The 23,598-nt window shown below is 65.6% G+C and carries 18 protein-coding genes, 1 tRNA gene and 1 pseudogene; 8 read left to right on the top strand and 12 right to left on the bottom strand.

Annotation, left to right across the window (positions count from 1 at the left end; translation table 11 throughout):
* Both FHY50_RS06975 and FHY50_RS06970 read left to right on the top strand, forming a co-directional pair.
* A complete protein-coding gene (locus FHY50_RS06975) occupies nucleotides 1-4,185 on the top strand; it encodes a beta strand repeat-containing protein (protein WP_140047765.1) in 4,185 nt (1,394 codons plus the stop codon).
* A gap of 931 nt (nucleotides 4,186-5,116) precedes the next feature.
* Nucleotides 5,117-5,563: a transposase gene (locus FHY50_RS06970; protein WP_140047764.1), complete on the top strand. Its 447-nt coding sequence runs from the start codon at nucleotides 5,117-5,119 to the stop codon at nucleotides 5,561-5,563.
* Nucleotides 5,564-6,603: 1,040 nt separating this feature from the next.
* On the opposite strand, the gene FHY50_RS06960 is transcribed toward FHY50_RS06970, so the two are convergent.
* Entirely contained in the window at nucleotides 6,604-7,230 is a 627-nt protein-coding gene (locus FHY50_RS06960; protein WP_243846590.1) for a CC0125/CC1285 family lipoprotein, read from the bottom strand.
* Nucleotides 7,231-7,409: 179 nt separating this feature from the next.
* On the opposite strand from FHY50_RS06960, the pseudogene FHY50_RS06955 reads away from it, so the two are divergent.
* A pseudogene (locus tag FHY50_RS06955) lies at nucleotides 7,410-7,835 on the top strand (DUF488 domain-containing protein); the annotation flags it as partial.
* A gap of 19 nt (nucleotides 7,836-7,854) precedes the next feature.
* On the opposite strand, the gene FHY50_RS06950 reads toward FHY50_RS06955, so the two are convergent.
* The 5 genes from FHY50_RS06950 to yaaA all read right to left on the bottom strand — a co-directional run bounded on the left by FHY50_RS06950 (nucleotide 7,855) and on the right by yaaA (nucleotide 13,977).
* A complete protein-coding gene (locus tag FHY50_RS06950; protein ID WP_218975205.1) occupies nucleotides 7,855-9,177 on the bottom strand; it encodes a M1 family aminopeptidase in 1,323 nt (440 codons plus the stop codon).
* 36 nt (nucleotides 9,178-9,213) lie between these two features.
* Nucleotides 9,214-9,567, bottom strand: a complete 354-nt coding sequence (locus FHY50_RS06945; protein ID WP_140047760.1) for a DUF952 domain-containing protein — start codon at nucleotides 9,565-9,567, stop codon at nucleotides 9,214-9,216.
* The gene (gyrA, locus tag FHY50_RS06940; protein WP_140047759.1) at nucleotides 9,564-12,407 is read right to left on the bottom strand and encodes a DNA gyrase subunit A; all 2,844 of its coding nucleotides are present in this window, start codon (nucleotides 12,405-12,407) and stop codon (nucleotides 9,564-9,566) included. The genes FHY50_RS06945 and gyrA overlap by 4 nt, the downstream gene beginning before the upstream one ends.
* Before the next feature lie 116 nt (nucleotides 12,408-12,523).
* The gene (locus FHY50_RS06935; RefSeq protein WP_140047758.1) at nucleotides 12,524-13,222 is read right to left on the bottom strand and encodes an SDR family NAD(P)-dependent oxidoreductase; all 699 of its coding nucleotides are present in this window, start codon (nucleotides 13,220-13,222) and stop codon (nucleotides 12,524-12,526) included.
* The gene (yaaA, locus tag FHY50_RS06930; protein WP_140047757.1) at nucleotides 13,219-13,977 is read right to left on the bottom strand and encodes a peroxide stress protein YaaA; all 759 of its coding nucleotides are present in this window, start codon (nucleotides 13,975-13,977) and stop codon (nucleotides 13,219-13,221) included. The genes FHY50_RS06935 and yaaA overlap by 4 nt, the downstream gene beginning before the upstream one ends.
* Before the next feature lie 206 nt (nucleotides 13,978-14,183).
* On the opposite strand from yaaA, the gene FHY50_RS06925 reads away from it, so the two are divergent.
* Nucleotides 14,184-15,467, top strand: a complete 1,284-nt coding sequence (locus FHY50_RS06925; protein ID WP_140047756.1) for a tetratricopeptide repeat protein — start codon at nucleotides 14,184-14,186, stop codon at nucleotides 15,465-15,467.
* Nucleotides 15,468-15,516: 49 nt separating this feature from the next.
* Here the strand turns inward: FHY50_RS06925 and FHY50_RS06920 are convergent, their stop codons facing one another.
* A complete protein-coding gene (locus FHY50_RS06920) occupies nucleotides 15,517-15,981 on the bottom strand; it encodes an Lrp/AsnC family transcriptional regulator (protein ID WP_140047755.1) in 465 nt (154 codons plus the stop codon).
* A gap of 193 nt (nucleotides 15,982-16,174) precedes the next feature.
* Here FHY50_RS06920 and FHY50_RS06915 point away from each other — a divergent pair, with 193 nt between their 5' ends.
* The 3 genes from FHY50_RS06915 to FHY50_RS06905 all read left to right on the top strand — a co-directional run bounded on the left by FHY50_RS06915 (nucleotide 16,175) and on the right by FHY50_RS06905 (nucleotide 18,972).
* Nucleotides 16,175-17,839 (top strand): sensor histidine kinase, encoded by a 1,665-nt coding sequence (locus FHY50_RS06915; RefSeq protein WP_140047754.1) that lies wholly within the window; start codon nucleotides 16,175-16,177, stop codon nucleotides 17,837-17,839.
* Entirely contained in the window at nucleotides 17,836-18,879 is a 1,044-nt protein-coding gene (locus tag FHY50_RS06910; protein WP_140047753.1) for a polysaccharide deacetylase family protein, read from the top strand. The genes FHY50_RS06915 and FHY50_RS06910 overlap by 4 nt, the downstream gene beginning before the upstream one ends.
* 16 nt (nucleotides 18,880-18,895) lie before the next feature.
* Nucleotides 18,896-18,972 (top strand) — tRNA-Ile (locus FHY50_RS06905).
* A gap of 99 nt (nucleotides 18,973-19,071) precedes the next feature.
* Here the strand turns inward: FHY50_RS06905 and FHY50_RS06900 are convergent.
* The 5 genes from FHY50_RS06900 to FHY50_RS06880 all read right to left on the bottom strand — a co-directional run bounded on the left by FHY50_RS06900 (nucleotide 19,072) and on the right by FHY50_RS06880 (nucleotide 23,008).
* Complete coding sequence (locus FHY50_RS06900) at nucleotides 19,072-19,563, bottom strand: hypothetical protein (RefSeq protein ID WP_140047752.1); 492 nt, start codon at nucleotides 19,561-19,563, stop codon at nucleotides 19,072-19,074.
* A gap of 203 nt (nucleotides 19,564-19,766) precedes the next feature.
* Nucleotides 19,767-20,582, bottom strand: coding sequence for a hypothetical protein (locus FHY50_RS06895; protein ID WP_140047751.1), 816 nt, complete (start codon nucleotides 20,580-20,582; stop codon nucleotides 19,767-19,769).
* On the bottom strand, nucleotides 20,579-21,295 hold the full coding sequence (locus tag FHY50_RS06890) for a hypothetical protein (protein WP_140047750.1): 717 nt from the start codon (nucleotides 21,293-21,295) through the stop codon (nucleotides 20,579-20,581). Before FHY50_RS06890 ends, FHY50_RS06895 begins: the two co-directional genes overlap by 4 nt.
* A gap of 28 nt (nucleotides 21,296-21,323) precedes the next feature.
* Nucleotides 21,324-22,226, bottom strand: a complete 903-nt coding sequence (locus FHY50_RS06885; protein ID WP_140047749.1) for a 3'-5' exonuclease — start codon at nucleotides 22,224-22,226, stop codon at nucleotides 21,324-21,326.
* A 59-nt stretch (nucleotides 22,227-22,285) separates the two neighbouring features.
* A complete protein-coding gene (locus FHY50_RS06880) occupies nucleotides 22,286-23,008 on the bottom strand; it encodes a hypothetical protein (protein WP_140047748.1) in 723 nt (240 codons plus the stop codon).
* A gap of 203 nt (nucleotides 23,009-23,211) precedes the next feature.
* Here FHY50_RS06880 and FHY50_RS06875 point away from each other — a divergent pair, with 203 nt between their 5' ends.
* Complete coding sequence (locus FHY50_RS06875) at nucleotides 23,212-23,598, top strand: ArsR/SmtB family transcription factor (RefSeq protein WP_337250269.1); 387 nt, start codon at nucleotides 23,212-23,214, stop codon at nucleotides 23,596-23,598.

Genomic DNA, 23,598 nt, shown 5'->3' with positions numbered 1-23,598 from the left:
ATGGCTACTATTCGACTCAATACCGACGAAACGCTCGGTTTTACGCTCACTGGCGGTGACAACCTCGTCTTCGGCAAGGCCGATGGTGAAGAGACCGTATCGGTCAGCGGCGGTACGCAGACCTTTGACAGCTCGTTCAACTCGGGCGGCGATACGATCATCTTCGAGGGCGCTTCGTCCTTCTATTCGGTCTCGCGCAGCGGCTCGTCGATCATCGTCACCGGTCCCAACATGACCGTGGTGACCTTCCCGGCGCCAAGCCCGGACCTGGACGACGCCGATCGCCCAACCTTCGTTTTCGACGACGGTTCGTTCGTGCTCGACACCACTGTCGTGGATGGTGATGCGACGGTGACCATCGGCGATCAGGAGATCACCGATACGCCGACCGAGATCGGCGGCGATGGCACTCCTGGCGAGCCCAGCGGTATCGTACTCAGCGTGGAAGCGACGGATGTCATCGAAGGCACCGACGACATCGTCTACACCTTCACCCTGAGCGAAGCGTCGGACGAGGACATCACGATCAACGTGACGACCATCGGCGGCACCGCAACGGCGGGTGACGACTACACCGCCGTCAATCAGACGATCACCTTCGCCGCTGGCCAGACCACCGCGACGCTGACCGTCGACGTGATCGACGACGCCGACATGAACGAAGGCGACGAGACCGTCACGATCGACGTCGATTCGAACGGTGTTCTGCAACTTGCGGACGACGCGGATCTGACCGCGACGATCACGGACAACGACCAGGATCTGCCGCAGTCGTTCGAACTGACCACCGGTGGCGACACCGTGCTGGGCGGAAGCGGCGCTGACCGCATCAACGGCGTCCAGAACATCAACGAGCCCGGCAAGCTGCTGTCGCAGGTCGATCTCGTCAATGGCGGCGGGGGTGTCGATACGCTCGTGCTGATCAATGCAGCCGGCGGCGCATCCGTGCCGAACGCGCTGGTCGACGTCGATCTGACCCAGGTCAGCAGCGTCGAGGTGATTTCGAGCAACTACAACAATATCACGCTCGGCGCCGAAGCGGCCGAAGCGGGTATCGTGCGGGTGGACACGACGGCAGGCGACTCGCAGCCGGTGCTCGGCGGGCAGATCCTCAACGGTGAATTCATCGATGGAACGCTCCTCAACATCAGCTCGGCGGGCTTCACCAACGAACTGACCGTTGTGATGGCCGATGGCCTTGCCGACGGCGTCATCACTGATCTCGCAAACGGTGCCGATCTGATCGACACCGGTTCGTCGACCTTTAACCCGGACGGCTCGCCGCTTACGGCGCAGATTGACCAGGTTCAGTTCATCAACCAGACCGATCCGGTTCGCATCACCTTCACCAGCACGGCTGCGGGTAACGGCGATGGCAACGACGCCGGCGGCAATCTGGCGCTGACGGCTCAGTCCGAGGACGATGCCGACGGTCTGGTCGGCTCGGTAACGCGCTTCGACGACGAAGGCATTCGCTTCACTGGCGGCACCTTCGACGTTCGCGACATTTCGGGCACCCAGCGCGGAACGTTCGCAGAAGTGATCGTCGGCACCGTGGCGGATGAATTCTTCGTGGCCGGTGGTGCGGGCGCTTACCTCAATGGTGGCATGGGCGACGACACGCTGCTCGGTTCGGGGTCGATCGACTTCCTGGCCGGTGGCGCGGGCGATGACTTCCTTTCCGGCGGTGCCGGGAACGATGGTCTGCTCGGCGGTGGCGGCGACGACTATCTTGACGGTGGCGCAGGTCGCGACACGATGGATGGCGGCGAAGGCAGCGACTACTACTTCTTCGACGGGGGCGAGTTCAACGTCTCCGAAACCATCACCGACACCGGCATGGGCGCAGATGATGTCGATACGCTCGGCGTATTCGGCACGCCGACGATCAACGACAATTCGTTCGAGGGTAAGGTCGGCTTCGAGGCGATTGAAACCGATGGCGACGTTGTTGTCGGAGAGAATGCCGAGGCAGCCGGCATCGTTGAAGTGACCTCCGTTGCGGGCGGCGACGTCGATGCTAGCGATTACGAAGGCGCGATCACGGTTAACGGGTCGGGCGACATCGCCACGGGCATGGGCGGTGACACGATTAATATCACGGCTGGTCTTCAGAGCTACACCGGTGACATCAATGCCGGTGATGGCGATGACACGGTGAATGCGGGATATGCTATCCCCGCGGGCGATCCCGCCAACTCCATCGACGGTGGTGATGGTAACGACACGCTTCGCTTTGGTGGAAGCCTTGTCGATCTTGGTTTCGGGGTCGGCAACAACTTCACATATTTTGATCCGCTTGGTGACAATTTCACCGGGTTCGAGTCGATTGTGATCGATGCCTCCGATGGTGAAGAAGCGATCGATGATGCGGACGATTCTGCTGGCAACGCCGTCAGCTATACGTTTGAAGTTGAAGACAGCAACGTCACTGAGGGCGGGGTGCTGGTCATCGACGGTTCGGCGCTGCGCGGTGATGTTGTCGTCGATCTTGGCGACGACAACGAGCTAGGCGGCTCGGGCCTCGACGAGGACACGACTGCTGGTGAAACGCTCGAAGTGGATGCTTCGCAATTGTCCGTCGACTTCGCAGTTGATGTGACCGGTGGTGCGGGCGATGACGTCCTGACCGGTGGTGACGGTGACGACGTCCTCACCGGCGGCGCTGGTGACGACACGCTCACCGGCGGTGCAGGGCGTGATCTGCTCGATGGTCAGGAAGGCAGCGATACGTATGTCTTCAACGGCGTCAGCATCAAGGACACGGTTACCGACACCGGCACCGAAGGAACTGACGCTGTATTTGTCACGCGCGATGATGTCCTTGAGGGCGGCGAGTTCGAGAACTTTTCGGGCATCGAGGAGCTGGTAACGCGCATTCGTACGGGTGTGGCCGGTGATGGCGTAGCCGAAGTGACGCTTGACGAGGATGCGATCGCGGCGGGTATCCGCACCATTCGTACCGATGACGACGACATCGACGCCAGCGTCTACGAAGACGGTATTCTCGTCTTCACCGGCACCGGTGGCGTTGTTGGCGGCACGGGAGATGACGAGGTCAGGATCGCGCAGGATCCGCTGTTCACCGCGATCAACAACGGCCCGATCGAGCTCGACGACGGCGACGATACGCTCAACACCTACTATAATGCCGACTTCACCGTCGCGCAGTTCGATGGTGGTGACGGGGACGATCGTCTGCTGATCGGTGGGGCGTACAGCATCCACACCGTTGGTGCTGCTGGCGTCAATGTCGGCAACACGTCGGCGCTCACAACCTATAACGCTGATTTCGGAGCGGACGTTGTCGGGTTCGAAACGATTGTCATCAATGCGCCGGAAGCTGCCATGGCGGTTGCTGGCGACAATAACGACGTCGCGGGCAACACGATCAATTTTGCAGTTAGCGTCACTGACGACAATGTCGATGCAACCGATGGTCTGACGGTCGATGCGTCCGCACTGACCGGGACGGTCACCGACCTGGGCGCCGACGGCGAACTGGGCGGCGACGGTGTCGACGCGGACACGACCACGTTCAGCACGCTGACGTTCGATGGTTCGGCACTGTCGGGCAACCGCGAACTCACCGTGATTGGCGGCGACGGTGATGACGACATCACCGGCGGCGCGGGTCGCGATGCGATCACGGGCGGCGAAGGTTCGGACATCATCGAAGGTGGCGGCGGGATCGACACGATCACGCTTACCGAGAGCGAGGCAGCTCGTGACATTCTGGTCGTCACGACGGACGGGGACTCGGCCCGTACCGCTCCGGACGTAGTGATCGGCTTTGACGTCGACACCGACGACGGTGTTGGTGCCAATGCCGGCCTCGACGTTACCGCGGATGTCATCGACTTCGGTGGTGCAACCGTGATCAACACCAACTCGGCGTCGATCAGCGATGGCGTCGTCGAACAAGGTTCGGCTCTCGACCTCGCGATCGACTCGTCGACCAGCCTGCTTGCGGCGATCCAGCTCGTCGAACAGGAGTTCCAGTCGGGCGCCGATCCGTTGGCGAACAACGGTGCAGTTGCTTTCGAATACCGCGGCAACTTCTATGTCGGCGAAATCGAGGGTGCGCAGGGTCTCGAGGCGTTCACCGATATCGTTCAGCTGAACGGTATCTCGGGCGTTACGGCTCTCGAAGCTACCGTTGACGGGATCGGCCTGATCGGCTGAACTCGGTCTTGAATTGGGGCGGCACTTTCCGTCCTGCGAGGCGCCTCGGAGGAAACTCCGGGGCGTTTTCGTTACGTAGGGCTCGAGAGCGCGCGGCGGCGGCAAGAAGCGCGGCCAGCCGCGTCGACGGGCCAATATCTTCAGCTGCCAGGATCCACCGGGATGGCACCAGGGCGTTCTCGCGCAGGAGGGTGGTCAGTGCGTACCCATATCGGGCCTCAGCCCGATCGCGATCATCTCTTAGGGACAGACCATCGGTGCAGCGCTGCTGTTGGCGGCCCAGTCTGCGGCTCGCCACGTTTTCAATCGGGAACGGATCAGATCGGCGTATCAGCTTTTCGCGTCGCGCGGAGTGATTGCTTTGACGCCCCCTCTTGTCCGGCGCCCATGTCCGCCGGGTTAGCCGAACCATCCGACATGACGATAGGTTGTGCATTGCGTTCACTGGGCAGACGCTCGTCGAGCAGGAGACGATGTAGAATCGGTGGATGAGGGACACGACTCAGCTCGGGAGCTAACCTTACGATAAGGGCGTCAACCGGGTTCTGCCCGATCGCGTAATTGGTGGGCAACTTTGGATGTTGCGTCCACAAGATCGGGTCGGACCGCCGCTTAGGCGGCAATGGCAACGGTGATGGGGCGCTTCGCGATCAGGGACTGAACCTGCGGGTGAGAAAGCCGGTGATCGCCATGTGCCGACATTCCGGCGTTTTGCGACGGACAGCGCAGCACGTCCGCCGACAACGGCGCGGGCCGCACTGTTGAGGTAGAACCGCAACCTTCGGTGTCAGCCGACGGAAAGAAGCCGATGCGCCGGGACGCGCCACGGCGCCGCTATCCACCACCGCGGCTCCTGCGGCGGCCGATTGGCCTGAATCCCGTTTTTTCCGTCAGTCGGAGCGAGGGAGCGACTCGACGATGGGGCGGATAGATGAAGCAGAAGCAATTTTCGGAAGAGCAGATTATCGGCATTCTGAAGGAGGCCGGGGAGGGCGCGGAAGTGACGGAGCTGGTCCGTAAGCTCGGCATGTTCAGCGCGATCTACTATGCCTGGAAGGCCAAGTCCGGGGGCTGGAGGTGTCCGGTGCGAAGCGGCTGCGGTCGATCGAAAGGGGAAACGCACGGCTTAGGCGCCTGCCGGCGGATTCGATGCTCGACAACGCGGGTCGGACCCGAAGGGCAGCGCAGCCGTCGATCTGCTGTCAAAAAAGTGGTGACGCCCGCCGCGAAGGGGCAAGCGGACGCGCATCTTCAAGTGACGTTGGGATCACGAACGACCGCAAGAAAACGCATCGGCTGTACCGCGAGGAGGGCCTCACGGCCAGGCGCCGACAGGCACGAAAGCGCTTGGTTCCGCGTGCTCCACTATCGTCGGTGACGCGACGCGCAAATGCCTCCGGGCGGGAGTGGACACGTCGATCTCGGGTCGGCGGGTCGTGCGAAAGGTGGCGGACCTGAACGCCGAGCGTGGCATGCCGAAGATGATCGTCAGCGACAATGGCACCGAACTCACCTCGAAAGACGTGTTCGCCTGAACCGGCGCTTTGGTCGCGAAGTGGAATTACATGGCGCCGGTAAGCCGACCCGCAGTCGATTCGTCGAGAGCTTCGATAGCCGGCAGCGCAGCGCGCTGCCCAACGAGACGCTATTCTTCGCCATCGGGCAAGCTCACTCGATTCTTGCGCCGGGTCGATGATCACAACACCGCGCGGCTGCACTCATTCCTCGGATAGCTATCCCGGCGGTATCGGCCGCCAAACTCGAAATGCAACGCACTGGGCTAACCCTGCCGGTTGCTCACCTGCGTTCATGCAAGACATCAATAGCCGGTCTCCGGTTACCGCTGGATGAGCGCCGGGTCACGTCGCCAAGAGCCACGTCCGGTCATCCCGATGCGAACTCCTCGTTGTTGAAAGGTGTCCCGAGAGAGTGAGCGGTACGCGCGCCGCTTGCTCTTGAGTCTTCGCTTCGGACCTGGCCGAGGGACGCCGCCGGGCCGGGCCCGTATGGTATCTCGCCTTTGGCGCTCCCCCACCACCGGACGGCTTGCGGACCGGCCTGCGGCACGATGCCCGGTCAGCCACCGGTATCGCTTGGCGACCGATCCGTCGCAGAACATCGCGGCGCCGGACGCATTACGCCGCCCCCGCCAACGGTGCGCCGCCAATCCCGGCAATCGCTATCCGCGGTAGGCTGCGAGCGTGGCGTCCGCCCAGCCTGCCCGCCGGTGCCGATCCCGGCCATACATCTGCCCATTACCGCGATCCTCAGCCCGACGGAGTGCCCGTCGAGCCCATGCGATAGCAGCTATCCTTTCAGCAAAGGCAGCATCCCGCAAACCGCGCCGGTAGCCCGGACCGTGCGTGCGCGATCCGCCCGGCGACGATGCTCGCGCTCTCCCGGTCAGTCGCTGGTGGTTCAGCGCGGCTCCGGCATCCGCACCGACGGTCCCAGCTTGTCGATAACGTCGCGCGCATCGAACGCACGGACATTGTCTACGGGCTTGGGACCACGGCCGATGACGATTTCCGCGGCGGCTTCGTAGCGATCGATCTGGCGGACGTCGATCTGGTTGCCGAAGAAGGGGTCGCCCCAATAGGGGTTCCAGCCGCGCCAACCCCAACGCGGGTTGTGATAACGCCAATACGGGCTCCAGCCGCCGAACCCGCCGTAGCCGAAGCCGGGGCCGAACGGCTGATTGACATAAGTGCGCGATTTGCGCTCGGTATCGCGATCGACCAGCACGAAATGGTCGGCGCCCTGTTCGAGCGTCAATTGCGCGGCGCGGAACAGCAGGTAGCGCTCGACCGTCTCGCGCGCGGTCAGGCTGTTGCCGGCAAAACTGACGCGAAACCGGTCGCGTTCGATCTGCTCGTCCCAATATCCCGCGCGGCTGAAACCCTGGCCGACGGCGGGTTGGTACGGTGTAGGGGTGGCACAAGCGGCCAACACGGCGCTGCCGACGAGCACCGAGGCAAGGATCGCGGCGCGGACGGGACGGCTGCGTCCGGCGGCAGGCGAGCGGTCCGGGGACATTCTCAACATCAAACTCTCCAACGGGAATTCACCACAAGCTACGCCAGCCGATGGGAAAACGCTTCAACAAAACGACCGATCGCCACGCGGCGTTCCGTATCGTCGTGCGATAGACCGTGCCATATCGCGGATTGACTGTGCATGAATGGAGCGGTGCAGCGATGCCGGCGCACAGGCGTTCAGCCGTCATGAAGATTTTCACCATCGGGTATGAGGGCGCCACCGTCGATGAGGTCATCGCCGCATTAGGCGCCGCAGGGGTAAAGCGGCTTATCGACGTACGCCAGTTGCCGTTGTCGCGCCGCCCCGGCTTCTCCAAGACGTCGCTTGCCGCGGCGCTTGCGGAACATGGGATCGACTATGTTCATCTCAAGGCGCTGGGGACACCCAAGCAGGGGCGCGACGCCGCGAAAAAGGGCGACCGGGCGACGTTGCAGGCGGTATATGCCGGGCAGCTCGAACTGCCCGAGGCGCAGGCGGCGGCAGCGCGCATGCGCGACCTTGCGGCGGAGATGCCGAGCGCATTGCTCTGTTTCGAGCGCGACCCGCATGTCTGCCACCGCACCCTGTTGCTTGCGGCCGAAGGGCAGGGCGCCGAGGTAACGGACCTGTTTCCGGCAGGCGACCGCATCGTCAGCCGCCATATACCCACGCGGCGAACGTCGCGGACAGGTCGCGCCCGCTAGCCTGTTCCATCGCCCGTTCGAAATCCGCGCTTGTCACCGTTTGTCCCACGTTGTCCCGGGTGAAGCGGCGCAACCCTCTCCAGAAGGCGGCATCGCCAATCGATGTCCGCAGATGGTCGAGGAACAGGGCGCCTTTGCTGTATTGAATCGCGCGCCGTACGCCGAGCGAGGGATAGGTGCCGCCCCAGGCAAGCGGCTTGTCGAATCCCTGCTCGCGGGCACGCTCCAGCCTTTGCCGCGCCCCTGCGAGTTCCCGGCGATAGGCTGGTTCGCCCCAGCGATGCTCTTTCCACGCGGCAACCATGAAGGTGGCGATACCTTCGTTGAGCCATAATTCCTGCCAGCTGGCACAGGTGACGAGGTTGCCCCACCACGCATGCGCCATTTCATGGGCGATGATCCAACCGCCGGCCGGATCGTCTCGCGCGCGATCGAGTTCACCGCTGCCGATCAAGGAGAAGCCTGCGGTTTCCTGGGCTTCTCGGCCTGGAACAAGTAATTGCACGTAGCGACGGTCTGATAGCGGCAGTCCCGCCTTGTCGGCGAGGAAGGCAACGATCGCGGGGGACTCCGCAAAGGCCTTGCCCAGCTTTGCAGCGGTGCCCGTAGCGTCGAGATACGCCAGATCTCCCTGGTCGGTCGTGACGGAACGCTGCACGAAAGGGCCAGCGGCGAAGGCATAGAGATAGGCCGGGTAGAGGCGGGTCGTTCGCCAGCGATGCAGGGTCAGGCCGTCGGTGGACGCGACGACCGGTTCCGCTTTGCCCGCCCCGATCGATGCAAGACCGGCGGGCAGGAACAGGTCGAGCGCGAAATGTGCCTTGTCACCCGGCGCATCCTGAAGGCAGACCATCCAGTCGCACGCGAAATAGCTGCTGTAGATGCCGCCCGGCAGCGAGGTGAGCCCGCGTTTCGGGGTGCCGGCGATCCGAAAGCGCAGCGTCGCGCGGCTGCCTTTCTTCAGTGCGCGCGGCAGCGCGAACACGCTCGCCGTGGCGCTTGTCGAGTGCTTCGCGGGCGCGCCGTCAACGGTAATGTCGCTGATGCGAAGCGCGTTGGCAGTGAACGCCAGCTGCATCGTGCGGTCGGAGGTGCTGCGCACGACGATCGTTTCGGTACCGGATACGGAGGTGGTTGCGAGATCCGGTCGCAGGGCGACGGAATAACGTTCGACCTCGAACCCCTCGCCCGGTGTGAGCGCCACCGATTGTGCATGCGCGCCGGTGGTGCCGGCGAGCATTACTGCCGCAAGGACATAGGCGCTCGCCAAGTGCCGGTTCGTTGAGGCCAGCGACACGCCGCTGGCCTATGCGGCGACCGGCAGCCGCACCGAGCCATCCTGCCCACGTTCCAGCGGGCCATAGGCGATCACTGCCACCAGGGGCAGCGCCGCATAGAGGTGCGGGAACAGCTGGCCGCCGCGGCTTTCCTCCCAGCGTACCGCGCTGCCGAGCGCGGCGAGATCGATCGCGGCGACGTGCAGGTCCGACTGTCCGGCAAAATGCTTGTCGACCGTCACGGTCAGCTGCGCGGCGGTCGACAGGTGTATATACCCGTCGGCCAGGTCCACCGGCGCCCCCGCAAAGCTGCCGCCGGCCTCAAGCGCCGCCATCTGCTCGGCGGTCAGCACCTTATACGCGGTGGCCGGGCGATCCGTCATTCGCCGTCGTCGCCTTCTTCCTCGACGCGTTCTTCGATCGTGCCGGGACCGGTGCCGTCGTCGAGCATGATCGCCTTGTCGGGATCGGGGGCGGGGCCGTCGATGCCTTCCTCGGCGATCATCGCTTCCGCTTCGTTCTCGGGCTCCTGTTCCTCGTCGATGCGGGCGACGCTGACGACATGTTCGCCGGGCGCGACGTCGAACAGGCGCACGCCTGCCGATCCACGGCCGATCACGCGAAGGCCCTTGTCGTTGCCGCTGGCGTCCTCGCCGGTCTGGCGCTGGTCGATCGGAATGCGGATGACCTTGGCCTGATCGGTGACGAGCATCAGCTGATCGCCGAAGCGTACCGGGAAGCTCGCGACGACGGCACCATTGCGGGCGATATTGTCGATGTTGGTGACGCCCTGGCCGCCGCGGCCGATGCGGCGATATTCATAGGCGCTCGACAGCTTGCCATAGCCATTGGCGCAGACCGTCAAGATGAACTGCTCGTTCTCGCGCAGATGTTCGTAGCGCTCGGGATCGCCGTGCTGTCCCTCGCGGTCGGGCTTCCAGGGGGCGAAGCGCAGATATTCCTCGCGCTCCTCCTGCGTCGTGCCGACCTGATGCAGGATCGACGCCGAGATCACGGTGTCGCCGCTGCGCAGCGTCATGCCGCGGACGCCGGTCGCGGTGCGGCTCTGGAACTCGCGGATGTCGGTGGCGGCGAAGCGGATCGCCTTGCCGTCGCGGCTCGCCAGCAGCACGTCGTCGCCTTCGGTCAGCAGCGCCACGCCGATCAGGCGATCGTCGCTGTTGTCGTCGAAGCGCATCGCGATCTTGCCCGCGGTCGGCACGTTGGTGAACGCGTCCATCGAATTGCGGCGCACCGTCCCGCTGGCGGTCGCGAACACGACGTGAAGCTTGCCCCACTCCGCCTCGTCCTCGGGCAGCGGCAGCACGGTCGAGATCGTCTCGTCCTTGGCCAGCGGCAGCAGGTTGATCATCGGGCGCCCGCGCGTGGCCGGGCCGCCCTCGGGCAGCTTCCACACCTTCATCCGATAGACCTTGCCGAGCGTCGAGAAGAACAGCACCGGCGTGTGCGTCGAGGTGACGAACAGGTTGGTGATCGCGTCCTCGTCCTTGGTCGCCATGCCCGCGCGGCCCTTGCCGCCGCGTGCCTGCGCGCGGAACGTGGCGAGCGGCGTGCGCTTGATATAGCCTTCGAGCGTGACGGTGACGACCATCTCCTCGCGCTCGATTAGATCCTCGTCGTCGATGCCGTCGGCCGCAGCGGCGATCTCGGTCCTGCGGTCGGTGCCGTAGGTATCGCGCACCTCGACCAACTCGCCGCGCAGCACTTCGTAGAGCTTCGCGCGGTTGCCGAGGATTTCGAGCAGTTCGGCAATGGCAGTGGCGAGGCCGGCGAGTTCGCCGCCGATCTCGTCGCGGCCCAGCGCGGTCAGGCGATGGAGGCGCAGGTCGAGGATCGCGCGGACCTGCAGGTCGGACAGGCGATAGCCGTCGCCGACCTGCTCCTTCTCGACCGCTTCGACCAGGCGAATATAGGGCGCGATCTCCTCGATCGGCCATTCGCGCATCAGCAATTTGGTGCGCGCTTCGGCCGGGCTCGACGAACCGCGGATGATCTTGACCACCTCGTCGAGGTTGGTCACCGCGATGACGAGGCCGAGCAACAGATGCGCGCGGTCGCGGGCCTTGGCGAGTTCGAACTTCGAGCGCCGGGTGATCACCTCTTCGCGGAACTTGACGAACGCCTCTAGGATGTCGCGCAGGTTGAGCAGTTCGGGGCGTCCGCCGCGGATCGCCAGCATGTTGGCCGAGAAGCTCGATTGCGCGGGTGTGTGCCGCCACAATTGATTGAGCACGACTTCGGGCGTCGCGTCGCGCTTCAGGTCGATGACGATGCGGACGCCCTCGCGGTTCGATTCGTCGCGAATGTCGCTGACGCCCTCGATCCGCTTTTCCTTGGCGGCTTCGGCGATCTTTTCGACCAGCCCGTTCTTGCCGGTCTGGAACGGGATTTCGGTGAGCACGATCGAGCGCCGCTCGCCGCGCTGTTCGGTGATGTAGCGCGACCGCACGATGATCGAGCCGCGGCCGGTCTCGTAGGCGGAACGCGCGCCGGCGCGGCCCAGGATGATCGCGCCGGTGGGAAAATCAGGGCCGGGGACGATGTCCTGCAATTCCTCGTTCGACACGAATTCGCGCGTGCCAAGCGAGGCATCGACCAGCGCCAGGCAGGCGTTGACGACCTCACGCAGATTGTGCGGCGGCACATTGGTCGCCATGCCGACCGCGATCCCGCCGGCACCGTTGACCAGCAAATTGGGAAAGCGCGCCGGCAGCACCGACGGCTCGCTTTCCGACCCGTCGTAATTGGGCGTGAAATCGACGGTATCCTTGTCGAGATCGTCGAGCAGCGCATTGGCGACCTTGGCCAGCCGCGATTCGGTGTAGCGCATCGCCGCCGGCGGATCGGGATCCATCGACCCGAAATTGCCCTGGCCATCGACCAGCGGCACGCGCATCGACCAGTCCTGCGCCATCCGCGCGAGCGCGTCATAGATCGAGCTGTCGCCATGCGGGTGATATTTGCCCATGACGTCGCCGACGATGCGCGCCGATTTGCGATACGGCTTGCCCGCGACATAACCGCTTTCATATGCCGAATAGAGGATGCGGCGGTGAACCGGTTTCAGGCCATCGCGGACATCGGGCAAGGCGCGGCTGACGATGACCGACATCGCATAGTCGAGATAGCTCGATCGCATTTCGTCGACGATCGAGATCGGCGTGATATCGGAAGGCTCCGCGAGGGTGGTCTCGTCGGTCAAATCGGTGCTTTCAGCGGTGGATCGGGATTGCCGATATCCCTAGCCCGGAGTGGGTTCGGTGCCAAGTGTTTCGGTCGTGTGACGAACTGCGTCGCTCCCCCGCATCGGGAAGAAACTCAGAACGGCACCTCTTCGCCATCCCATGCGAACACCTTGCCGCTGTCGTGCGGTTTCAGCCCCTCGATCACGTCGAGCAACTGCAGTGCCGCGCGTTCCGGGTCGAACAGCTTGCCGGGCGCGACATTGCCCTGGAACGGCCGGGATAACGCGGTATCGACCGTGCCGGGGTGGAGCCCGACGACGATCGTGCGAGCGTATCTCCGCTTCGCCTCGATCGAAATGCTGCGCAGCATCTGGTTGAGCGCGGCCTTCGACGCGCGATAGCCGTGCCATCCGCCCAGGCGATTGTCGGCGATGCTGCCGACCCGCGCCGACAGTGCCGCAAAGACCGGTTCGCCGGTCCGGGCGAGCAGCGGCAGGAAATGCTTGGCGACCAGCGCAGGACCGATGGTGTTGACCGCGAATACCCGCGCCAGCCAATCGGGGTCGAGGTCGCGCATCGCCTTTTCGGGGCCGCGTTCCCCTTCGCTCAGAATTCCGGTGGCGACCAGGATCAGGGCAGGGGCGGGGCCATTCGCGACCTGCGCAGCGGCCGCGGCGATGCTTGCCTCGTCGGTCAGATCGAGGTGCTGAGCGCCCCCTGCGGAGCGCCCGAAGCGCCATACCCCCGCGAAGCTGCCTTCCTCGTCGAGCGCATCGGCAAAGGCCTGGCCGATGCCGCCGGTGGCGCCGATCACGATTGCGCTTCCGGTCATGCCCGGACGAACCGTAGGGTTGCCTCGTTGCTCGCCGCGGCGTCATGGCGATAGCCGTCGCTGTCGAACCCGATCAGTGCTTCGGGGTCGGTGATGTGATGCTCGCAGATCCAGCGCGCCATCATGCCGCGCGCGCGCTTTGCGCTGAAGCTGACGAAGCGCGGGCCGTCGGGGCCATGCTCGCGAAAGTCGATGTCGACCACCCGCACGCGCGGCGGCAGCCGGCCTGCCACCGCGCGCCAATATTCCTGGCTGGCGAGGTTGACGATTACGCCCGATCCGTCCGCCAGCACTTCGGCAGCGAGCAGGTCGGCGATCCGGTCCTGCCAGAAATCATACAGCGTCTTCGCGCGCCCTGGCGCCCAGCGCGTTCCCATCTCCAGCCGATAGGGGCGGATGGCGTCGAGCGGACGCAGCAACCCGTACAGCCCCGACAGCAGCCGCACATGCTCCTGCGCAAAGCCGATCGCTTCCGGATCGAGCGAGCGCGCCTCGAACCCGGTATAGACATCGCCGGCAAAGGCGAAGATGGCCGGCCGCTCGGGCTGGTCGTCGAACCCCTTGAAGCGTGCATCGTTGAGTTCCGCCAGCCTCGGCGAGATATGCATCAGCGCCGCGAGCTTGCGTTTGCCGAGCCGAGAGGCGGCGCGCGCCAGATCGGACGCCTCTTCGTTGAAGCGTGGCGCGGTCGCGTCGAACGGCGGCAGGGCTGTGCTATAGTCGAGCGTCTTGGCGGGGGACAGGACAGCGATCATCGCCGCCGGGTAGCGCGCGGCGCAGCGGTGGTCAAAGTCCCGGGCCGCCGCCCGACACGGACCCGCATCGTTCAAAGCGCGTTCACCGGCACAACGCCATAAAGCCAGCGATTTTCGCGGGCACTCCGGGCCACGCTTGTCGCGGCTCGACCGGATATCTATTGCGGGCGCGTCGATTGGCGCACCGCCAGCAAGGAGAGTAATTGATGTCGTTCGTTTCCAAAATCGCGCTTGCCGCGATGCTGTCGACTGGCACGGTGGCGGTGATGCTGCCGATCCCGGCCGCGGCGCAGGACAAGAAGGCGCAGGAAGAGCCGCCGATCGAGATCAGCGAGGAATTTCGCGCGGCGATCGTCCCGGTGCAGACCGCGATCACTGCCAAGGATTACGCGACCGCCGAAGCCGGACTGGCGACGGCACGGCCGTTGGCGCAGAACGATCAGGAGAAGTACTTCGTCGCCGCGCTCGGGCTCGGCGTCGCGCAGAGCAAGAACGACTATGCCGGAATGGCGCGCGAGCTCGACGAGCTGATCCGCAATCCAAAGACGCCGCCGGCAGACCTCGCCAACTACACGCTGGTTCGCGGTCAGATCGCCTATAATGCCAAGGATATGGCCGCGGCCAAGACCTACCTCACTCGCGCGCAGCAGCTCGGCGCGACCGATCCCAACCTGCCGCTGATGCTGGCGCAGACCAACCTGTCGGGCGGCAATGTCGCGGCGGGCGCAGCCGAGATCGAAAAAGCGATCGCGGCCAAGAAGGCGGCCGGCGAACCGGTGCCGGAGGATTGGTACAAGGTGACCGTGTCGCGCCTCTATCAGGCGAATGACAAGGCCGGGGCGCTGACTTGGCTCAAGCGCCAGCTTGCCGATTATCCGACGACCGCGAATTGGCGCAGCACGATCCTGGTCTATCGCGAAGGCGTCGACGCCTCGCTCGACGACGGTGCGCGCATCGATCTGTTCCGGCTAATGCGGTCGGCCGGCGCGCTGGCTAACCAGAGCGATTACATCGAATATGCCGACCTCGCCTTTCGCGCGGGGCTGCCGTACGAAAGCAAGGCCGTGATCGACGAGGGACTGGCCTCGGGCAAGCTGCCTCGCAGCAGCACGGCGACGTCGCTCCTCGCCGAATCGAACAAGTCGATCAAGCAGGAGGGGTCGCTGAGCGCACAGGAGGCCAAGGCCAAGAGCGCGTCCGACGGTCGCCCGGCGAGCCAGCTGGCCGACGCCTATCTGGCGGACGGCCAGAATGCCAAGGCAGCCGAACTCTACCGCCTGGCGCTGCAAAAAGGCGGAGCTAAGACCGAGGAAGTCAACCTGCGGCTCGGCATCGCGCACGCCCGCGCCAATCAGACCGCGGAGGCCAAGCAGTCGTTCGCGGCGGTGGCATCCAAGCCGCGCGCCGATATCGCGTCGCTGTGGACGACCTATCTCGACAACCCGCCGCGCGCCGGATCGACTGCGCCAGCTGCCGCGACGGGCAGCTGAGCGACGAGCGATCGGGGGGTGGCCGTTATCGGCCGCTCCCCGGTCTCGTTCACCCCGCGACCGGGATGCCCGGATCGTTCTTCGCGGTGCGGATCGTCAGCGACGTCTTTACGCTCGCGACATTGGGCGCGGCCGTCAGGCGGCTGGTCAGCAATTCCTGGAATGCGCGCAGGTCGGTCGCGACGATCTTGAGGATGAAGTCGATCTCGCCGTTGAGCATGTGACATTCGCGTACCTCGGGAATCGCGCGGACATGTTCCTCGAACGCCGCCAGGTCCGACTCGGCCTGACTGCGCAGGCTGACCATCGCGAACACCGTGATCGAATAGCCCAATGTCACCGGATCGAGCGCGGCGTGATAGCCGCGGATCGCTCCTTCCTCCTCTAGCGCGCGGACGCGGCGCAGGCAGGGCGGAGCGGTCAGACCGACGCGCTCGGCGAGATCGACATTGGTCATCCGGCCGTCTTCCTGAAGCAGCCGAAGAATTTGTCGGTCGATGCGATCGAAGGCCATGCAGTTGCGTCCCGTCTGAGATAATTCGCCGTCGCCAGCGCATCCTGTCCTATAATAAAATTACGCCGACGCGCAATTGTCCCACTATGCAACGTCCGATGGATAACCACGAAAACGCGGTGTCCAAATCATCCGGGATGGCGTTAAAAGAATCTTACGGCGCGGCTGATCGCGACGGTTCGGGAAATAGCGGGTGCGGTTCGACGATACGCTGAAGACGGTGCTCGCTGCCGATACCGCCACCCCGTTCGGCGCGCAGGCGACATGGCGGCAGCTGGTCGACCTCGTCGGACGGGGGCCGCGCAGCGTTGATCCACAGGCCTTGATCCGGCTCGGCGAGCTGCGCGCCCGCGTGCCCGAAGCGGTGCGTCTGGCAAGCGCGCGCGCCCTGGAGCACGCGCGGCCGCCACGCGCGCTGATGATGGTTTTCCTCGACGACAGTTTCGCGGTATCGGCACCGCTACTGCGCACAGCCCGGCTCGATGCCGACGACTGGATCGCGCTGCTCCCGTCGCTGCGCCCAGGCCAGCGGGCGATCCTTCGTCACCGCCGCGATCTGCCTGGCGACGTGGTTCGCGCGCTCGACAGCTTCGGACCGATCGACTTCGTCCTGGGCGATTCGAGCCCGCAGCCTGCGCTTGCAGCTGCCGCCCCGGACGACCCGCAGGCGATGCGCGGGATGAGACTGCCAGACGGGTTCCTCGCGCTTGGCGAGGCCGCATTCGGTTCGCCTCCGCTAGATGCCGCTACCGGCCCGTTCCGCATCGCCGACGTCGTCGCCCGGATCGACGCGCATCGCGGCGCCGAGGGAGGGCGGATCGAGCGTCGGTCGCGTCGGCGCGTGCGCGGCGATATCGCGCTGTTCCGGTTCGAAACCGATGCCACAGGGCTGCTGCGCTGGATCGACGGGGCCGATCGCGCGCCGTTGATCGGCCTGTCGATCGCACGGCCTTCGGCGCTGGCGCAGACCGACGGGGGTGTGATCGGCGCGTTTCGCCAGCGCGCCGCCTTCCGCGATGCCAGGCTCGAGATCGGCGGTGTCTCGCCGGTCGCGGGATCGTGGCGGATTTCGGGCGTGCCGGTGTTCGATCCCCGCACCGGGCGTTTCACCGGCTATCGCGGCAATGCCCGGCGCCCGCGTGCCGAGGAGGGCATCCCACGACCCGCCATCGCCGCGGACTCGCTGCGCCAGCTGGTCCATGAACTGCGCACGCCGGCCAACGCCATTGCCGGCTTCGCCGAGATGATCGACACCCAGCTGCTCGGACCGGTGCCCGAGGTGTATCGCGGCTACGCCGCCGAAATCCGCCGCAACATCGGCGATCTGCTCGGCGCGATCGACGATCTCGACCTTGCGGCGCGGATCGAGGGATCGGCGCTGTCGCTTTCGCCGGGACGCGTCGCGGTGCGCGCGCTGGTCGAGCATGTCGTCGGCGATCTGGGGCCGCTTTCGGCGCTGCGGGGCGCGCACCTGCTGATTGGGCCGGGCGAGGTGCTCGCCGATGCCGATGCCCGCACGCTCGAACGCCTGCTGGCCCGGATGATCGCGACGGTGCTGAGTGCGGCGACGCGCGACGAGGAAATCGCGATCACGCTGGAAGGCGGCGGCGAGCATGCCGGGACCGTCCGGGTCGACCTGCCCGCCGCGTTGCGGGGTCGCTCGCTCGACGCATTATGCGCGATCGAGGACGAGGTGCAGGACGGCAGCCTGCTCGGCACCGGCTTCGCGTTCCGGCTGGTCGCGAACCTCGCCCGCGAACTCGGCGGCAGCTTCGCGGTCGAGCCGGACGGCTTGACACTGACGCTGCCGGTTGCCGACAGTGACGCTATGGACCGCGCGACCCCCGAAAGCCGATGACCGACATCCGATCGGGCTATCGCGTGCCGGCGCCCAGCGCCGCCGACCGCTTCGATTGGCCCGCCGACTTCGGTCAGCGCTTCACGGTGTTCGTCGATACCGAGGAGGAGTTCGATTGGTCGCAGCCGGTATCGCGCAACGCGCGCGGCACCGAGGCGATGAGGGCGATGCCCGCGACCCACGCCCGCTTCGCCGATCGGGGCGTGCCGATGACCTTCCTCGTCGACCATCCGATCGTGACGTGTCCGCACTCGGTCGACATCCTCCACCGCATCCTGGAAGACGGCGTGTCGGCCATCGGCACGCAGCTGCACCCGTGGGTCAATCCGCCGTTCGACGAGGACAATACGCAGTACAACAGCTTCACCGGCAATCTTCCCACGCCGCTTCAGGAAGCGAAGCTCGATATATTGCACGATGCGATCACCCGGGCATTCGGCCGACCGCCAAAAATCTATCGCGCCGGGCGGTACGGCATCGGCCCGGAAACGATGCGGCTGCTGGCGGAACGCGGCTATGCCTATGACAGCTCGATGCGCGCCGGGTATAGCTATGCCGGAGAGTGCGGGCCGGACTTCTCGGCGATCGGCAACGATCCGTTCCGCACGGGACCGGGCGGGGCAATCGTCGAAATCCCCTACACCACCGTCCATATCGGGCGTTTGCGGCGTGGCGGCGCGGGCCTGTTCGATGCGGTCGGCCGCGTGCCCAGGGCACGAGGAGCCTTTTCGCGGCTCGGCCTGTTGTCGCGGGTCTCGTTGACGCCGGAGGATATGCCGCTCGCCGCTGCGCTCGAGGCGATCCGTGTCGCGGTCGGCGACGGGCTGGGCTTGCTCAACTTCGCGTTCCATTCGCCTTCGGTAGCGCCGGGCTACACGCCTTATGTCCGCGACGCCGCTGATCTGGCGGCATTCCACCGCTGGTGGGACGCGGCGCTCGACCTGCTCGACCGGCTTGGCGTGCGCCCGGCCGGCGAGGCGGATCTGCTGTCCGCTGCCGGCCATCCGCCGGTGCTTGCCGAGCGCAGCGCAACGCCGTAAGGCCAGCGCGCGCTGGGGGCCTGTAGCTCAATTGGTTAGAGCTGGCCGCTCATAACGGCTAGGTTGTGGGTTCAAGTCCTGCCGGGCCCACCAGCCGCGATGTCATGGCACGTTAACGCCGCCCAGTTGGCAACCTAACAAGATCTTGCACGCTAACGCGTCCATGGTTCACGGTGGCCGCGAAGGGGCGGATTAGCGTGCCCAAGGCATCCGGTAGGCCGCCGCGTTGGTCGCGACGATCAGCGTCTGTCCGAGAACCGCGGGTTCCGGATCTTCCACCGCGACGATGGGCCAGCCGCGTCCGCGCAGGGCGGCATGGTCGATGATCGTCGACGCCGCACGCCCTACGCAAGCCTCCGCCAAGGTGGCGGGGATACGCAGATCCAATTCTATCCTCAGTTCGCCGAACAGCGTCACGAACTTCACTGGCCCGATCTGGCACTCCACCTCGAGCGAGTGATCGATGACCTGCAGGTGAGCCCAGTCGTCCGCCGACCGCATGAAGGTCATGCCGTGGCCGTTGGCACGTGGCCGGACGGCCTTGGTCCAGCCTGAAGCGGGGTGCACCAGATAATGACGGTGGATATCGCGGATGTGCCGCAACTTGGCGTAGTCATCCCGATAAACCGCAGGCGAGCGTGGCCATCTGGACGAAGGCTCAAGCCGTTCGGCGAGATCGTCCAACGAACAACCCTGGCTTGCAGCCAACGAGATGAGAAAGGGCGATGCCGATCGGATCGTCGCCCCCATCTCCTCCCGGAACGCCTCGCGCCTCGCATCGCCGCAACGCCGCATCGCTTCGCGGATGCGCCTGCGTGCCTCAGCCCTCGCCGCCCTCAGCCGCCGCCGGTCGGCGGCCGTTGCCGGGTCCGTCCGCGTGACGGCCGTCACAGCAGCCGGCGACCGCGTCCGGGCGCGACGCCGCCATCCGGGTCGTCGGGCCCCGTCATGACCATTGCCAGCAGATGCTGGGTCAAGACCGGCGCGCCCCGTCCGTAGGCCATCGCACCCCAGCTCTCCCAGCGGTCGAGGCGATGGGCGAGCCAGACATGAAAGCGGTCCCGCGACGGATTGTCGGTGAACGACTGCATCCACAGGGTTCGGCGCAGTGGCACCACCTCGCCGAGGCCATCCCCCACCAGCGCGACCGCGGGCTTGCGCCACAGTTCGCGGCGCTCGAATCTGTAGGGCAGCTTGGCCGCAAGCGCCTCAACCCTATCCAGCCAGGCGGCGGTCTCGGCGTCCGACGCCTTCAACGGGGCGAGCGTCTGGATCGACTCCGTCCCCACGGGGACGCCGCGCACCTGCGATGGCCGCGTCGACGCGAGCATGACGAGCGCGGCGTTGCCCTCGGCGCTGATGCCGGTCCCGAACGGCGGGTCGCCACCCATCAGCCCCTGCGCATAGACCCAGGTCCGGTAGAAGCGATCGAAGTCCTGCTCTCCGGCGAACAGGTCGTGGGCGCTCTCCGCGACATGGACGACGCGGCGGCTGACCGCGGCCAGATGCGCCATCAGCCGCTCCAGGTTCTCCTCCAGCATAAGCGTGCCGGGCATGCCGAGCCGGCCGACCCAGAAAGCCTCGCGCACCGTCTTCCAGCGGCGTCCCTCTTCGTCGACCAGCGGGCCGCCATGGGGCGACGAGTCGGCATGAAGCCAATAACCCCAGGGCAGCGCGGGGTTGCGGATGTCCTCGTATCTCACCGGCGCCGCACCGGATCGTATTCGGCGAGGCCAACGGGCGGGCGTTCGCCCTTCAGCTCGGGCATGGGCTGCCCTTCGCCAATCGCGTGGAGCTGCGCCGCGAGATTGGTGGTCTCGCGGACGACGTAGCGCTCGTTGCGATACACCCTGCCGTTCTCCAGCCCCAACGCCCGGACGTGGTGACGGTCCTTGGGGACCAGGTCGTAGGGCTGGTTGCACGAGAAGCCGAACCACCAAACCTCGTCCGGCAACTTGGTCAGCGCGACCATGGTGCGGGCGTCGAAGGGCGGGTTCACCGGCGCGGACGACCGGCCGGACACCTGCCGCGGCACGCGGATGTGACAGACCGAGACCTCCTGCGGCTCATACTCCTCGCAGGGAGACGCGTAGTCGATACCACCGTGCACGATGATCGGCGGGTCGTGGGGCAGCGCCTCCTCACCGACACCGGCGAGCGGATGGTCTGGGCCGACACCAACGTATCCGCACAGGGCGCCGTCGTTGCCCCTGCGCATGATGCACGGCAGCCCGGTGTCGGGGTCGATCCACGACACCTTGTCCGCCTCGGCGCTCCAGGGACCATCACCCGACGGGTGGCGATCGCGCACGTGGTACACCTCCACCGGCATGATGTCGGTGCCCGCCAGCGGCCGGTGCGGGACCGAGGTCGCGACCGGCACGATGGCCGTGGTCGTCTTCGGCTTCTTAGCCATAACTGTCTCCTTCCAGATTGTGGTTTCCTCAGCCGCGGTTCGCGGCGGGCGCATATCGCTGGTGCCAGGTCACCTGCTCGATCAGCGGGCCCAAGGCCTTCGGTTTGGCGTCGACGCTGTAGACGTGACCAGCCAGCCACCATTCCTCCTCCGAACGCCTGCTGTCCGGCACCTCGCGCCACCAGTTTTTCGTCGTGGCGTCCCACCTGTAGCCGCGCGCCCGCAGCCTATCCTTGAGATCGAACGCCGCGCCGACGGCACGAAAGCGCCAGCTCGGCGCACGCGCCCGCTCGAGCATGTCCGCCAGCGCCGTGCCGCCCGTCTCGAACCGGTGCCCGAGCAAGGCGATCACGGCATCCACGTCGTCGGTCGCGCGGTGGGCACCGTGATAGAAACCCACCTGCGCGAGCAGCCAGCCAAGCGACCTTCCGTCGAAGCCCCGAGCCCGCCAGTCCACGTCGTTGCACGAGCACGCCCAAGCCAGGTCGCCGATGCCGTCAATCCGCCGCTCGAACATGCCGCGGTCGAACGTGGCGTTGTGCGCGCACACGAAGTCCGCGGAAGTCAGCAGCCGCCGAACGGCGTCGTCGTCAATGACCTGACCCTTCAGGTCGTCGTCCGTCAGACCGGTCAGGCGGACGATGTCGTCCGGCAAGGGCGACCCCGGATCCTCGAGCCAGCTATACGCTCGATCGATTTTCACGATCACGCCATCCCGATCGAAGCGGATCCTGCGCAAGGCGAGTTCGACGATGACGTCGTCCTCGCCGATGCCGGTCGTCTCGCAGTCGACAATCACGCCGATGCCCGTATCGACGGTGCCACCGACGCCGGTCAGCCCCTCGCGGATATCGAGCCGCCGAAGGATGCGGACGTCATCGGCCGTATCGACGGCGCACAGCAGATCAGGGCCGAGAGGCTCGTCCCGCATATCACCTCCATTGTCCGTTGAAGCGATGTCCGGCGTCTGCCGGCGTCAGGCTCCCGCCGTCAGCTGCAGAAGCGCTGCTCGACGTTCACATCGAGGCCGGCAGCCAGCGGCGAGTCGGGGTCTTCAGCCACCAGCGCGAGCGTGTCGCACATCGCCGGTGAGACCAGGGCCGCAACGAGCGGATCGGCCGGATCGAAACCGGCGACGATGCGCGCGTCGGCCGAAGCCGCACCCATCCGGCAATACAGCCGGCCCGCGACCTCGGCCTCCTCGGTCGCCAGCGACGCGTGGAAGGCCTGGATGCTCTCGAAGCCGTCGTGCGACACGACCGTCGCGGTGAAGAGCCGCGGTGCCGGCGCGGCCGCCCGGCTGAACGGCAGGATGTCGGCGCTCCGCCAATCAGCCTGCGAATCGAATCCGCCATCATCGTCCGCACCAACCAAGTCATCGATCACGCCGGGTTCAGCGTCGAGCCCGAGCGAAAGGCCGTGGATGAGGATGCCGCGCACGCACGCCTGACGAGTGAGACAGGCATCGATCGCGCTGGCACCCTCGAACAGCGCGCGGGGTGCGAGCAGCCAGCTCATCGGGTCGTGCGCCACGCCTTCTCGCTGGAAGCGAGCGCCCGTCTCGGCGGCAACGAGTGCCAAGCGAACGAGTCCTCGGCGGGTCGTCGTGACCGCGGCATCAGTGGGAGCGTCGTCCTCCAGCGGATCCTCATATCGCACGATCGGCATCGCCGCGGTCGCGCTGGCCACATCGAACATCGTCATCATGTTCATGCGTATTCTCCGTCCGCCGATCCCTTCCGATCGCGTCCCTCCCGGCGGTAAGGTGGGCTGCAACCCTAAAGTAGCTACAGGGTTCAATAGTTCAACCCTTCTAGATATGTCGAACTGTCGGCAACCTGTGCCGTTTTGAATCAGGCCGGGACAAGGCACCTTGTGACCGTGGTTCTTTCGGTTATTCTAGAGGAATGGAAAAGATGAAGGCCATCACCGTCATGAGCGCACTGGCCCAGCCGACCAGGCTCGCGGTCTTCTCGCTGCTCGCGCGCGCCGGGGACGAGGGTATGACCGCCGGGGTGTTGGCCGAGAAGACGGGCACCCCATCGAACACGATGAGCAGCCACCTGACGATCCTTTCGCAGGCGGGGCTGACCGCATCCCGCCGGGCTGGTCGGAACATCTTCTACCGCGCCGTGCCCGACACGATCCGGCACCTGACTGTGTTCCTGATCAAGGATTGCTGCGCCGGCTGCGCGGAGGTGTGTTGCCAGCTGCAGGACGATCTGAACGAATGCCAGCGCGGACGCGGAGATCGCATCGCGACCAAGGGAGAAAACGCATCGGGAAAGACCGATCCTTCTTGA

The organism is Sphingomonas japonica (assembly GCF_006346325.1).
GTDB lineage: Bacteria > Pseudomonadota > Alphaproteobacteria > Sphingomonadales > Sphingomonadaceae > Sphingomonas > Sphingomonas japonica.
This window is presented reverse-complemented; position numbering and strand designations above follow the sequence as displayed.